General features: G+C 61.1%; 11 protein-coding genes. 3 read left to right on the top strand and 8 right to left on the bottom strand.

What is annotated here, in order from left to right:
* Positions 1 to 28: 28 nt before the first annotated feature.
* The 8 genes from O3306_RS16330 to O3306_RS16295 all read right to left on the bottom strand — a co-directional run bounded on the left by O3306_RS16330 (position 29) and on the right by O3306_RS16295 (position 7,704).
* Positions 29 to 931, bottom strand: a complete 903-nt coding sequence (locus O3306_RS16330; protein WP_272009232.1) for an Abi family protein — start codon at positions 929 to 931, stop codon at positions 29 to 31.
* A 166-nt stretch (positions 932 to 1,097) separates the two neighbouring features.
* Complete coding sequence (locus tag O3306_RS16325) at positions 1,098 to 2,318, bottom strand: restriction endonuclease subunit S (protein ID WP_272009230.1); 1,221 nt, start codon at positions 2,316 to 2,318, stop codon at positions 1,098 to 1,100.
* Positions 2,315 to 4,333 (bottom strand): type I restriction-modification system subunit M, encoded by a 2,019-nt coding sequence (locus O3306_RS16320; RefSeq protein ID WP_272009228.1) that lies wholly within the window; start codon positions 4,331 to 4,333, stop codon positions 2,315 to 2,317. Before O3306_RS16320 ends, O3306_RS16325 begins: the two co-directional genes overlap by 4 nt.
* Positions 4,334 to 4,513, bottom strand: coding sequence for a hypothetical protein (locus O3306_RS16315; protein ID WP_127109559.1), 180 nt, complete (start codon positions 4,511 to 4,513; stop codon positions 4,334 to 4,336). It abuts the gene before it with no gap.
* Between the two features lie 113 nt (positions 4,514 to 4,626).
* On the bottom strand, positions 4,627 to 5,811 hold the full coding sequence (locus O3306_RS16310; protein WP_272009226.1) for a Fic family protein: 1,185 nt from the start codon (positions 5,809 to 5,811) through the stop codon (positions 4,627 to 4,629).
* 120 nt (positions 5,812 to 5,931) lie between these two features.
* Positions 5,932 to 6,171: a hypothetical protein gene (locus O3306_RS16305; RefSeq protein ID WP_272009224.1), complete on the bottom strand. Its 240-nt coding sequence runs from the start codon at positions 6,169 to 6,171 to the stop codon at positions 5,932 to 5,934.
* 161 nt (positions 6,172 to 6,332) lie between these two features.
* Positions 6,333 to 6,974, bottom strand: a complete 642-nt coding sequence (locus O3306_RS16300; protein WP_272009222.1) for a hypothetical protein — start codon at positions 6,972 to 6,974, stop codon at positions 6,333 to 6,335.
* Between the two features lie 10 nt (positions 6,975 to 6,984).
* A complete protein-coding gene (locus tag O3306_RS16295; protein ID WP_272009220.1) occupies positions 6,985 to 7,704 on the bottom strand; it encodes a ParA family protein in 720 nt (239 codons plus the stop codon).
* A gap of 633 nt (positions 7,705 to 8,337) precedes the next feature.
* Between O3306_RS16295 and mobC the strand changes: the two genes are divergently transcribed.
* Genes mobC through O3306_RS16280 form a run of 3 tightly spaced genes read left to right on the top strand, consistent with a single transcriptional unit; the run spans position 8,338 to position 13,127 of the window.
* A complete protein-coding gene (gene mobC, locus O3306_RS16290; RefSeq protein ID WP_272009218.1) occupies positions 8,338 to 8,844 on the top strand; it encodes a plasmid mobilization relaxosome protein MobC in 507 nt (168 codons plus the stop codon).
* Positions 8,831 to 11,179 (top strand): relaxase/mobilization nuclease domain-containing protein, encoded by a 2,349-nt coding sequence (locus O3306_RS16285; RefSeq protein WP_272009216.1) that lies wholly within the window; start codon positions 8,831 to 8,833, stop codon positions 11,177 to 11,179. The genes mobC and O3306_RS16285 overlap by 14 nt, the downstream gene beginning before the upstream one ends.
* The gene (locus O3306_RS16280) at positions 11,172 to 13,127 is read left to right on the top strand and encodes a type IV secretory system conjugative DNA transfer family protein (protein WP_272009214.1); all 1,956 of its coding nucleotides are present in this window, start codon (positions 11,172 to 11,174) and stop codon (positions 13,125 to 13,127) included. The genes O3306_RS16285 and O3306_RS16280 overlap by 8 nt, the downstream gene beginning before the upstream one ends.
* The last annotated feature ends 208 nt before the right edge of the window (positions 13,128 to 13,335 follow it).

The raw sequence follows: 13,335 nt of genomic DNA, 5'->3' as shown, positions 1-13,335 counted from the left end.
AGCTCTGATCGGGTTGAAAACGGCATTCTCATATCTTCCATACCGCTCTGGCGCGCCAATCCGCCGGAAAGCCCATACTCGCAGGACCGGCCAACGGGCAGCCGTCGATCAGCGCAACAAGCCGCTGTTTCCATTCATTGCCCGGTGCGATCAGGGCCAAAAGGTAATCGAGCATCACCAGAGTGTTGTGCAGATAGCGCGGATCGGCATCCCGCATCGCAACGGGCAGCTTGGCGGGGTATTTCGGAACAGTCATCTTCACTGTGAAGCGCTTGTTCCACAGCCTGCCGTGGTGGGCGCATATGTTGCGCACGTGGCTGATATGGTGGGCGAAAGACGTGACGACCCTTTCGTCCAGCGCCAAGGGGGCTGCAATGGCGTTTCTATCGCCGCGCAACTTCAGATCGCTGTAGAATTTCGAAAGTAGACCGAACGACATGACCTCTGCCGCCATCCAGACCGGCGGCAGCTTCGGCGAGGTGTATTTGTCGCGATAGTGGGTCGCGAAGGTGTCGCGCGAGCGGCTGAATTCCTTGTTCAACTCGGCAACGGCAGAGGCATGACGCCCGATGTGGGCATAGTTGCCCTGTTCGAGATAGCCATGGGGCCCATAGGTCATCGCCATGTGATGTGCCCATTGCGCGCGCAGGGCTACCTCGACCCGTTCGATAGCGTCCAGGACCAAGAGCCGCAATTCACGGTCGAAGATGTAGAGTGTCAGCACATCCTCGAAGGTTGTCGCGTCACGAAAGGCGTGATCGCCGTTGTTCGCGGCGGGCACCTCGAAGGGCAGCCAGTAGGCCCGCAGCCTGTAGTAGGAGATGAAGCTGAGGTAATGCTGTGCCTGGGCTTCGTCGCCGACAATCATGCCGCGACGTTTGAGGAGTTCGATCTGGTCCGGGACGGAAACGGCGGGTTTTTCAAACTTCATGCGGCACCCCCGTGCCGCGAAAGCGATACCCTGAAAACAAGTAACCCGCCGGGGTGCGCAGTGCGAAACCGAGGTTCCGTCCGAGGCGTGGCGGGTCTTGTTGAGACATTAGATAGGGCAGGAATCCTACCAAAGCAATAAGAAACCGACCGGTCCGCGCCAAAAGTCATGCCGCCGCCCTCACGTCAATCTTCCCGGTCACGGCGGCGGTGATCAGCGCCGAACGCTTCTCGCGAAGGAGGTCGATGCTACGCTCGGTCAGGGTGATTAGGCCATCGATGCGGGCGGTTTCCGCGTCGATCTCCGACAGGATGCGGTCCTGTTCGTCCAGCGGCGGCAGGCAGACCTTCAGCGCCCGGAAGTGATCCCAGTAAAGCCGCATCCGGAAATCCGCGATGCCGCGCGAGAACCGGCGGATTTCTTCGGCGGCGCTCTTCGTATGGAGAAGGTGTTCGATGAACTTGGTCCGGAACGTAGTGACAGGAGCAGCGACCACATAGGCCGGGCTGACCAACCCTTTGACCGTGACCGCCCCGAACGCGCCCTGCCACGCGCGCATCATGTTGTAGACCAGATCACCGGGCGCGACGCCCTGATACTTGGTCCGGTCCTCGCTCAGGGCGACCTTCCGGTCCCGGTCCTCATCGGCCAGTTCGCCGTCCGTCACACCGTCGTGGATGGACACGGACAGCACCGGCAGGGCCGGGTCCGCCGGGCGCGAGACCTCGCGGAACAGGGCCGCGATGCGCAGCACATCCCAACGGGCGGGCACGCGGCCCAGCCAGTCCACGCCCGAGTCCTTCATCGGTGCGTCCGGGTCGATGCCCTTGGTCACCGCATGGGTGATCATAGCCGCCCGCTTTTCCTTCAGCAGCGCGATGAACCGGGTCTTCTTCTCGATCAGGCCGTCAATCCGGCCTGTCTCGCGCTCCAGGAAGCGGGCGATGAGCCGCTGGATTTCAACAGGGGGAACGGGAATCCGAAGGTTGTTCACAACCTCTGCGGCGATACCCGGTTGCGCCGCAGCGGTCGAAAACTGACCTAGGTTGGCCGTTCTGAGGGCCTCACCGAACCACTGTCTATCGAACATTCGTCGCGGATGACCGACCAACGCGTGCTCCGACGCCCAGAAACGTCCTTCCGCATAGTTGATGTTTCCACACAACGCGCCTTGTCGTCCGACAAGAACGAACTCGCCCTTGTGCGTGAATCGTTCCGTGTAGCCCCGCAGGCCGTTACCCCCATACACTGGGTACGTCCCGAAATCCTCAATCTCCTCGCCGTCGATCGCTGAGCCGCTCTGGAAAACCGCGAGGTGCTTCACCGCTACTGACGGCCAATTCTGACCAAATGGACCGGTCGCAAGGCTGGCCGCAGTACGCGTCATTCCGTCACCTCCGCCAGCACCGCCGCGATTCCCGCCTCGACCGCCTTCAGCTCGGCGTCGATTTCCTCCAGATCGCGGGGCGGCTGGTATTCATAGAAGTAGCGGTTGAAGTTGATCTCGTACCCCACGACGCCCACCTGGCCGTCGTATTCATCGCGGAACGTCTCATCCACATAGGCGTCATGCGCATGGGGCAGCACCTCCTGCGCCATGTAGTCCCGGATGTCGGTGCCGAGGGGGATGTTCTCGAAATCCGTCAGGTCGTCATCGGGGATGACCTCGCCCTTCTTGTCGAGGATCGGTTCGAGGTCCGGTTCCCGCACGCCGAACGCCTTCTGAAACGCCTTGATCAGCGCCGCGTTCACCTTCCCCAGCCCTGTGTCCCGCTTCGCCGCGTTCTTCGCCCAGGTGTCGATCCAGCCCCAGCCCTGCGTCTCGCCCATCATCCCCTTGAACAGTGCGGTCCAGCCGGCCTGCTGGTCCGGGGTCAGCTTGCCCCAGGCGGTTTCGTCCGCCAGCGCCGCCAGCCCCTCGGCCGAGATCACGATCTTCTTGCGCAGCGGGCGCAGGACCTTGACCCGGCGATAGCCGAAGTCGCGGCTGTCGAACAAACGGCTCTCCTTCGTCTCGGCGAAGTCGGCATACATCTGGACGATTTGCCGGATCTGGTCGTCCCCGACCTTTCGGCGTTTGTTGCCCTCGCTCTTGCGCATCGGCTCGAACAGCGCGGTCGCGTCGATCAGCTGGACCCGACCCTTACGGTGGGCGGGCTTCTTGTTGGACAGAAGCCAGATGTAGGTGCCGATCCCGGTGCGAAAGAATATCTCGGTCGGAAGCGCGATGATCGCCTCGACCACGTCCTCCTCGAGCAGGTAGCGCCGGATTTCGGATTCGCCCTGACCGGCGTTCCCGTTGAAGAGCGGCGAGCCGGACAAGACGATCGCCGCCCGCCCGCCGCCGCGCTCCGGCGCCTCCAGCTTGCTGAGGAGGTGGAGAAGGAACAGCATTGACCCGTCGCTGACGCGTGGCAGCTTGGGGCCGAACCGGCCCTCGCACCCCTTCTCCTGATGCTCCCGGACCACGGCGGCCTGATCCATCTCCCACTTCTTGCCGAAAGGGGGATTCGAGACGCAGTAATGGAACCGCTCGTTCGCGAGCTTGTCGTCGGACAGGGTGCTGCCCAGCTTGATGTTCTTCGACAGGTCTCGGCCGGGATCGGACTCGACGGTCTTGAGGAGCATCGAGGCGAGGCAGACCGCGTGGGTCTCCGGCTCCAGTTCCTGCCCGTAGGGAACGATGACCGGGGCGACCGAGTACCGGTCGCGCAGGGCGTTCACATGTTCCATCCCATCCGACAGGAAGCCGCCAGTGCCGCAGGTGGGGTCATAGAGGGTCCGGATCAGGCCGGGGTTGTCAATGAACATCTGGTCGTCCGGGTCGAGCAGCAGCTCGATGGCCAGATGGACGACATCGCGCGGGGTCATGAAGTCTTCGGCCGCTTCGTTCACCTCGGCGCCGAAGCGCCGGATCAGGTGTTCGTAGACGTTGGACATCACCCGTTCCGGAACCGCGTCGGGGTGGAGGTCGATGGCGGCGAAGTTCTGGCAGATCTTGTAGAGGACCCCGGCCTTGTCCATCCGGGCCAGCGTGTTCGCGAAGTCGAACTGTTCGAAGATGACCCGGGCGTTGTCGGAGAAGGAGGCGATGTAATCCTCGAGGTTCTGGCGGGTCCGGGACGCGCCGAGGCTGCGCAGGTCGTAGTTCGAGGTGTTGTAGAACGGGTAACCGGTCTGGGTCCGGAGGATCACGCCCAAGTCAATCGGGCTCTCCTTCATGGTCTTGACGGTTTCGCGCACCTGGTCCCGAGTCGGTTCCAGCACGCATTCCAGGCGGCGCAACAGGGTGAAGGGCAGGATTACCTTACCGAAATCGACGTGCTTGAAGTTCCCCCAGAGGTCGTCGGCGTTCTTCCAGATGAAATCGGCGAGAGAGGTGTTCGTCGTCTGGGTGTTCATCTATGCGCCTTCACTGTTATTCGTTTTCGTCTCAAGGTGCTGTTCCAATAATCGTGCTGCCAAACGGAAGCCGTCGACCTGACTCATCCGGTGCCGGACACAGAGCTCCTTGAAGGCCCACCGCTCATCCTCGGTGATCTTCAAATTTAGGTTCGAAAGTTTCGCGGCATCATCACCCATTGGGCATCTCCTCGCGGATAATGACTTATCTTCCATTCTTCCATTAAAGAATTCAATCACATTTGCTTGGACGGCCCCTTTTCAACCTGATCCACAGTTGGCAAGCGGATGCTTTAAGGGGACTTCAGATCCAGTGCCTTGTTCAGCTCGATCTGTGTTCTTTCGGGTTTCGCCGACAGCTGCGATGTCGTTGTTTCTGAGAGTATTAGCCAGTACCTCGTATGGCGTCGCTCACCGGTCCGGCTGAGCGCACCCTTCTCGACCAGGTCCTGCAGATCGCGGGTTGCGGTTGCGCGTGAAGTTCCGGTGATCTTGAGATAGTTGTCGGCGCTGAGGCCGCCTTTGAACCCGCCGGGGCCTTCCCGAAACATGCGAGCGATGGCCTTGGCCTGGCGTTCGTTCAAGTGGTCTCTGTGCCGATCATAGAAGTGTGCCTTGCTGATGAAGAAGCCTACGCGGTCGAGTGTTGCCTGTTGGGCCTTCAAGACAACTTCTGCGAACCAGACGAGCCAATCGGTCACGTCGAGCGTTTTTTGATGCTGCTCGAGCTGATCGTAGTATCCCTTGCGCTCCTTCTCGATGGTGAAGGCGAGCGAGATGAGGGTCGGCTGGCCAATGTTCTGCGCCAGCGACTTTTCAGCGAGGGCGCGACCCAAGCGACCGTTGCCGTCTTCGAATGGGTGGACGCTCTCGAAATAGAGGTGGCTTAGCCCTGCGCGCGTCAGCGCTGGAAGCGGCTCTGCTCCCCCCGGCCCGGTCTTGTTGAACCAATCCGCGTATCGCTCCATCTCAGGCATGACCCGCTCTGAAGGCGGCGCTTCGAAATGGATCGTGGGCCGGTCAAGTCGGCCGGAAACGATTTGCATCGCCTCGGCGTGTTGTCGGTAGGCCCCAATGGTTTCCAACCGACGGTCATGGGACAGGAGCATCCGATGCCAGCGGTACAGTGTCTCATGGGTTAGCGGCTCTGCAAAACTGGAATAGACGTCGACCATCATTTCCGCGACGCCCTGTTCGCGCGGTTTGGCAGGGTAGCTGTCTGGATCGAGGCCCAGATGGCGGCGCAGCGAAGATTGCACACTGAGCCTATCGAGGATTTCACCCTCGATGGCGCTCGTCTGCATCGCTTCCTCGCTGAGCAGTTCGATGCGGAGTTGCTCGCGCTCCGGCTGGCTGACATGATGGACCGCGCCGAGGATTTCTCCGGACGACAGCAGAAACGTCTGCTCAAACGGCTCCAGAGCGGAGGCGTCATACCGGAAATCCGGCCAATCGGGCAGCGTCCAGTTCCAAGCCATGAGTTATAGACATCCTTCCTATAACTCATATTTAGATCACTTCTGAGGCATAGAAGTCAACTCTATCGCTCAAAGGACCTGCGGGATGGGGTGACCCACAAACCGACGCGAGATCTTGAGCTAGGCCTTTTCAAGGTGCGTCAGATCTTGCTGACGCGATCTGGGGATCTTCGGATCGACAGGGTTCTGTTCCGGCGCTTGAATGAATGGTTCATAGCGAACGTCCGCCATGGCGCCGTCGAACCAGGCAGGCTGCACGTCACCATTGTTCCATTGGTAAAGGTAGCCAACCAGATTTTCAGATGTCTTGCAGAGGATGCGCATGATCGGTTCGCCAGTCAGGCGGGGCTTCGTGTTCATAATGCGTTCCTCCAAAATGGACCTCGTAACTCATCACCACTGAGGTCTGAAATTCTATATGACGCTCATTAGCGCCACGCTTTCCGCAACTGCAAGGCGAGCTTCCGCCGGTGGGCGAAAATCCACCGGCGAAATGCAAGTTATCTTTTTAGATAGGTCTCTTACGGTGTGTGCTGCTCATGCGGCGATGCAGCGCGAACCGCAATTTCTTCCAAGATTTTGTCGATCTCGCCCCATATGCGTGGTTCCACTTGGCCGCGGATCAGAGCCCATTTACTCAAGACGTCGAGGGGGTCGTGGTCCCGGAGGAGGACACCCAGGCTGGCCGCATCTACTGCCAGAGATGTACGGGCCTGCCACTGCGTGTTTCGAGTGCGCCGCTCCTCAGCAATTGGCGCGAAGACCGGCGACAGTTGCCAGCCTTTGACTGCACGGCGCAGGGCGGCACGCACCACATGTGCTGGGTCAACACCACAAGTTTCTAGCGCAGCTTCCTGTCGTTCGAGTGCGTTGACCCTGATGTCGATCTTCCGGGTCGGGCTCAAAGCGCGCGCCGATACGGGAGCTCTCAGGCTGGTATGCGGGTCAGAGCTTTCCGCGGTGACTTGGTGCAGCGCCACGGCACTTTCCGGCGCACGCTCCGACTCGTGCCGATCAGCGCCAACGTCAGCGACTGGGGTGCCTGTCTTTGTTGCTGTGACCTGTGCCTCATCTTCCTTCCCGTGAACCTCGGGGTCACCCTGTTGCAGGGTCGCGGCGTAGGCTGGGTCGGGCCTGGTGATGGTCGGGATCTTCTTGCGCAATCGACTGTCCTCACGCAGCAAGAATGTTGTTGAGAATGTCCGTTGCCTCCTCGAGCGCCTCGACGACATGACGTACATGTGGACGCATCAGAGGGTTTGGATCGGATTGCTTTTCCAGCGCCAAGGCGTGGAGAAGCCCCTTCTGGTCCATCTCCTTGTAAGTGTTCCGCCGCATCATGACGGTCTCAATCACCGGAAAACGGGTGAGCGCTTCTTCAATCAGGGCGGCGTCAGCACGGGTCGTTTTCGGGTCAACCATGTTGAGGACGACGTGGTGGCGCGGAAGGCTGGAGGGGTCGTCAACACGGGATTTCAGCTTCTCATACCAATCGGCAGTCTGTGCGCCGACATCGAAATCAGACGTCGACAGCATGACGGGCGTCACAATGTGGTCCGCAAGCACCGCAATGCCGTCTGACCATTCGGCACCGACCCCTGCGGTATCGATGAAGATGAAGTCTGCCGTGCCTGCCATGTAGACCTGATCGATCCGATCCTCGACACCCGCCACGCTTTCGACGGTGGCCGAGCAGAGAAGCGGCGAACTCAGCCCACCGGTTTCCGCCCGAGCATGCCAGGCCCCGAGTACTCTCGTGCTGTCCGTGTCGATCAACATCACTCTGCGTCCGGCGGCGATCGCGGCGCTGATCAAGGCGCGCGAAAGCGTCGTTTTTCCACTGCCCCCTTTCCGGGCCATTGCTGCGATCACCACAAGATTTTCGTTCGGCATTCTGATCCTCCGCAAAAATAGTGAATCGCAACGATAATGCAAAAATGTCGCTAAACGCATGAGGCGGAAGGGTCAAGCAGAAGTCGGGATGCGACCCGCGTTTGGCATGCAGCGGGCGGCGTTGTGCGATGAACGTGCGACGTCTGCCGTGGCGCCTTCAGCATTCGTCGCGGGGCACCACACACCCTCCAAATGTCGGGATGCGCTCGGCGATGTACTGCGGACGGAATGCAGGTGACGGATAGCGCGCTCCAGACGACGGGAGGCAGCCTCGCGTATGGCGTTCTGCAGGTGACGCGAGACGGTCAGCACGCAGCAAAACCCGTCTTGCGGGGTGCAAGAGACGGGGTGCAAAAGACGCGATGCGCGATGCGGGGACCGCATCGCGTGGTGCAATGAGCGCGAAGCGCGATCCATTTGACTAAGGACGGGGAATCGCCCCTGCAGGGCGATTTTCTACATTGAGTACAAGCCCTTATGGCCGACTCCACTTGCGTTGGGAGTCGGCGGGCTTGTACGAAGTTGGCAAGAAATAGGAACGTTAACTTCAAAATGCCCCGCCGCCGCAGACTGTCAGAGATCGAGCGATCGACCATCGCCCAGGACCGCCGGAACGGCGCCTCCGCGGCGTCGTTGGCCGCCCACTACGATGTTAGCCTTAAGACGATCTACAACGTGGTGAACCACTGGGGTGAGCGTCAGACAGCGAACTGCAGCCGATCGCGGGTTGTGGGGATCCGGGTCTCGGACGACGACCTGCGCCGGTTCGACGCGGCGCTGTCGCGGCGCGGGATTGCGCACCGCTCGGATGCCATGCGCCGCCTGATGCTGGCGGCCGAAGGTGTCTTCCTGCCCGACGACGAGATGTGTGACGAGTTGCGCAGCCTCGGCGCCGCGCTCAACCGGGTCGGCAACAACGTGAACCAGATCGCGCGACGTCTGAACGAGGCCAAGGTGCGGGGCGAGAGACTGTCCTACCCGGCCTCAAGTCACCGTGACGTCCGCGCCCTTGCAGGTCTGGTCTTCGATCTGGCCGACCAGGTTCAGGAGATGTCGCGTGCGAGGCGCAGCGTGCTGGACCTTGAGATCAGCTCTGCCCTGGCGGACCTCGCCGAGAGGAATGAGAATGGAGCGGAGTGACCGGGTCCGTGGCATCGACCCGGCGCTATTTGACCGCGGCTGGAGCCGAGTTTCGGGATTCTGGCAGGGGCTTTCCAGGGGCGCGCAGATGGTTCGGGCCGCGCGCGGCTATTCGCCAGCGATCTTCAAGGCCATCTCGAAAGGGGGCTGCCACACCGGGGCGCAGCTACGGGCGCAGCTCACATATCTCACGACGAAGTCGACCCATATCCTCGACAGCCGCGGCACCCATGACGGGAAGAAGCAACTCTCGGAAGCCGAGATCAACCGAGTGGCGCGGCGGTTCGAGAACCAGTGGAACGAGCGCTACAGCCCCAAGCTTGGCCATACGTCGCATCTGCTGATGGCATTCCCGGTTGGGACCAGTGGTGAAGAGGTGCGCGATATCACCCAGGCCGTCTGCGAGAAATTCTTTCAAGGTGAGGGATCGCAATTCGACTATATTGCTGCAATACACCAAGATCGCGCGCATCCACATGCGCATATCGTTCTGAACCGCCGCAGCAAGGATGGCGAAATGTTCTTTCTCGGGAAGGATCATCACTTCAACTACGATGCCTTTCGCGAGGCGATGGTCGAGGCGGCCCGGGTTCATGGGATCCGCCTTGAGGCGACGCGTCGTCTGGATCGCGGCGTCACGACCTACCGCGCCGAGATCGATGAAATCTACATGGCCCGCGACGAAGGTCGTCCCCCAGTCGAGCGCCAGAGAACCGGTGCTGACTTGGCGGCCGCACTGGAAACCGTCCGGCACAACGCTTTGATCTATCGCGGGCTCGCGGCGGAAGCGTCCCGTTCTAATTTCGAAGACGTGTCCGAGGCGCTCGAGAGGGCCAGCACCATCCTTGCCAGTGGCGGTCAGATTCAATCTGACGGAGCCATCTACATGTCCCAAGACGAAGCAGCGTTCGACACGCTGATCACCGAGTTTTCTCAGAACATTCGCCAGATCGAGGCGGCGATCGACAGGGCGCCGGCGGCCGAGAGGCCGGTGATCGAGCGCAAGCTGACCGACGTTCTGGCCTCGGTCGCGCATTTGAACCCGCTCGGGGATCGCTCCGCCGCCCTGGTCGATGCCCCATCCCGGGACGGCATCTATGCAAGGCCGAACTTAAGTGAAGAACACCTCGCGCGTCTTGACGATGGAGAGGTGGCACCAAAGCTGGCCGAGGCGTTGCAAGGCACGGGCATCGATGCCGAGGCTGTCGCCGCGCGGCTGCGGGAGGGGGCAGGCAATGCCACATTGGAACGCCAGTGGCTGGCACAGGATCTTCAGGCGATTGCCAAAGAAGGTGGCCTTGATCTGGAGAAATCTGCGGACCGGGAAGAAGCGCTCGACCGGCTGGAAGCCACGCATGTTCGGTTGGGCGATGTTCTGACCGATGTACGCGTCCTGCGTGCGCCAACCGAGGTCGACGAGGTGGATAACGCTGAGGCAGCGCTTGATGAGCGGTTGACGACACCTGGGAGTGATCTCGCGCAAGATGGGTCCGACATCTTTGCCCCATCGGAGCGGCAGGCGTTCAGAGCGCTGGTGGCGCAGTTCCGCCGGACGGATTTCGATCATCCGTTCTCCGACGACCCGTCTGTAAGGCGGGCCGGCGCCGTGGAGGTTGAAGAGGCCCGCGTCGCGTTCGACGCCTATGCGCAGAGATCTCCGCAACATGCCGAATTGGCCTCGATGGCTTGGGAACAGATGACTGACAGTCGAATGCCGCCGCAATATGCGGTATCGGAGCAGGACCGCACGCTTCATGCTGGCGACATGGACCTCTCCTTGCGGGATCCTTCGGATCATCTCGGTCCGATCACCGAAGAGCTCCGCACCCTCGCCCGCTATCGCACGGAGATGCCGGATGACGAGTTCGGGCAGGCCGTCCAGGACGAAATCAATCACCTTCGTTCGCTCGGCGCCTCGCGTGCCTATATCAGCGAACGCAGTTTCGAGATCGAGGACCAGGCGCGACAAGACTACGCCGAGCGCCGGTTTCTGGAAGAGACAGCGCCAACCGTCATGGCCTTTTTGCGAAACGTCGACGCCGGGGATCCGATATCCGAGGCAGAGCGACATGACATCGTCCGGCAGGTCAACGAACGGCTAAGCCCCGACGCAATCGACGCACTGCGGGCCGGTAACGCGGACGTCCTGGACAAATTCACCGAGGATCCGCTGCGCCAGCTGGAACTTGCCAAGACCTATCTCCAGAGCAGCGAAGTCACTGCGCATGGCCCGGCCATGGAGCGCGTTCTCGATGCATTGGCGGAAGAACAGATAGAGGCGCAGCGCGCACGCCGCGCTGCGGCAGATGGCGAGAAGGGGATCACCCATGGATAAAGGCAAGATCGCCATCGGTGTGTTGAGCCTCGTGCTGGTCGGCCTCGCCATGGGCTATGTTGTGGCGACCGGCTTTGTCATGTTCCGCTATGGGCTTTCACCCACGCATTTCGACGTCACCCTGCTTGCCCGCGAATATCGGGGTCTATCTCAGTTTGCACCGAAAGACTTCCTCTGGGTGAACCTCATCCTGGGCGGCTTCGGCCTGGCATCGCTGATGCTGAGCGTCACGCTTCTGGGGGATGCATTGACCCGCTTCGGGACGACGCATTGGCAGACTCGCAGCGAGATGAAGAGGAACGGTTTCTTTGCCAAGCCCGGCGGCGGCTTCCTTCTGGGCAAGCTCGGCTCCCCGAAATCCAAGCGCCCGTTCCTAGTCTCAAAAACATTCCCCCACGCGCTGATCGTGGCGCCGACAGGCCGGGGCAAGGGCGTGGGGTTCGTGATCCCGAACCTGCTGACCTACAAGGGCTCCGCCGTGGTGCTCGACGTGAAAGGCGAGAACTTCCGCGAGACCTCGCGCTTCCGCGCCAGCATGGGGGACAAGGTTTTCCGCTTCGCGCCGACCGACTGGGACCGACCGACACATCGCTATAATCCGCTGGCGCGCATTGCTGCCATGACCAACCCCGACCGGCAGCAGATGGAGTTGAAACTCACCGCCAAGCTCTTCCTGCAAACCGACAATGAAAAGCTGAGCGGGCTTTTGGCCGGGGGTATCGACCTCTTCGTAGCGTCAGGTCTTCTGGCCTTCGAGCGCGGCGTGCCGACCATCGGCGAGATCTATCGCATCACAGCCTCGGGGGGCGACAAGCAGAAGGAATACCTGAAGCGTTCGCAGGAGGTGAAGAACACCTCGGCCAAACTGATCTTTGAGCGCATGGCTTCGACCAACAACGACACCCTCACGTCCTACCTCTCCCTCTTGATGACATCGGGTCTCGACACTTGGGACAACCGCGCGATCGACGCGGCCACCGCGACCTCTGACTTCTCGTTCCGGGACATCCGCCGCCGCCCGCATGCGATCTATCTTGTGGTCGAATCCGAGATGATCCGCCCGCTTGCCCCGCTGATCCGCCTCTTCTTTTCGGACCTGATTGCCTCGCTGCAAGCACAGGAACCCGGCGATGACGAGCCCTGGCCGGTGATGATCATGCTCGACGAGTTTGACCGGCTCGGGAAAATGCCAATCGTCGCCGAGAGCATCAAAACGCTGCGTTCCTTCGGCGGCAACCTCGCCATCGTGACCCAGACCATCCCCGCGCTGGACGAGATCTATGGTGAAAACACCCGCAGGTCGCTGCAGGGCGGCGCCGGGGTAAAGCTCTACCTCACCCCGTCCGAGCAGAAGACCATCGAGGAATTGAGCCAGGCTGTCGGCAAGACCACCAAGCGTGTGGTGACCCGCTCCCGTGCTGTTGGACGCAATCCATTCGAAGGGCGCAGCGTCTCGGAGAGGACAGAAGATACCCCGCTCCTGACCGAGGATGAGGCCCGACGCATGGACCTCGACGAGGTCATCCTCGTGATCGACGCGCAGATGCCGATCCGGGCAAGAAGGGTGAAGTATTTCGAGGACCCGGCTTTGAAAGTGCTGCACGCCGGGCAGTCGGGGAGTTTCCCGTATCCGGACGAGGACGGGCTGCGGCGGGATCGGCAGATGTCTGAGACCCGGGAAACGGTGGAGAGGTTGAAGCAAGAACTGCAGGAAGTGCGGGCGGCTGCGGGACCGCGGGAAGTCGGCCACAATGCGCCTAACGCATCGAAAACTGACCCTGTCAGCGCAGCGAAGGCCCGCGGCCGCGCGGCTCGTGCTGCTGCAAGCGGAGGTGGCCAGGGACAGCTGTCGCTCGATCTCGCAGGAATGGGTCTCAACCATGCAGGCAGATCAGAACTGGCAGCGGCAGTGCAAACGACGCGGGCGATCATTGAAGCGCATGGATGACTAATGGCCGCCGCCTCTCTGGCGGTATTATGCTGGCTCCCAGAGACGTGCACACGGATCGCACATCGCCGTCACAGGTCGTTGCGAAGTCGGTCCAATCTGCCAGAAAAATCCGAGGTTTCCCTGCAACAACGATTTGCTTGGCGACCGCAGGACGGGATGGACCCGATATCCAACCAACTCCACGTTAAACTATTGTTTCTGAATC

Origin of the sequence: Roseovarius sp. ZX-A-9 (assembly GCF_028369135.1) — a bacterium.
Taxonomy (GTDB): Bacteria; Pseudomonadota; Alphaproteobacteria; order Rhodobacterales; family Rhodobacteraceae; genus Roseovarius.
This window is presented reverse-complemented; position numbering and strand designations above follow the sequence as displayed.

What these genes read in the sequence shown, in the direction of transcription:
- O3306_RS16330 (WP_272009232.1), bottom strand. Translation starts at nt 931, where the DNA reads ATGAAGTTTGAAAAACCCGCCGTTTCCGTCCCGGACCAGATCGAACTC.
- O3306_RS16325 (WP_272009230.1), bottom strand. Translation starts at nt 2,318, where the DNA reads ATGACGCGTACTGCGGCCAGCCTTGCGACCGGTCCATTTGGTCAGAAT.
- O3306_RS16320 (WP_272009228.1), bottom strand. Translation starts at nt 4,333, where the DNA reads ATGAACACCCAGACGACGAACACCTCTCTCGCCGATTTCATCTGGAAG.
- O3306_RS16315 (WP_127109559.1), bottom strand. Translation starts at nt 4,513, where the DNA reads ATGGGTGATGATGCCGCGAAACTTTCGAACCTAAATTTGAAGATCACC.
- O3306_RS16310 (WP_272009226.1), bottom strand. Translation starts at nt 5,811, where the DNA reads ATGGCTTGGAACTGGACGCTGCCCGATTGGCCGGATTTCCGGTATGAC.
- O3306_RS16305 (WP_272009224.1), bottom strand. Translation starts at nt 6,171, where the DNA reads ATGAACACGAAGCCCCGCCTGACTGGCGAACCGATCATGCGCATCCTC.
- O3306_RS16295 (WP_272009220.1), bottom strand. Translation starts at nt 7,704, where the DNA reads ATGCCGAACGAAAATCTTGTGGTGATCGCAGCAATGGCCCGGAAAGGG.
- O3306_RS16285 (WP_272009216.1), top strand. Translation starts at nt 8,831, where the DNA reads ATGGAGCGGAGTGACCGGGTCCGTGGCATCGACCCGGCGCTATTTGAC.
- O3306_RS16280 (WP_272009214.1), top strand. Translation starts at nt 11,172, where the DNA reads ATGGATAAAGGCAAGATCGCCATCGGTGTGTTGAGCCTCGTGCTGGTC.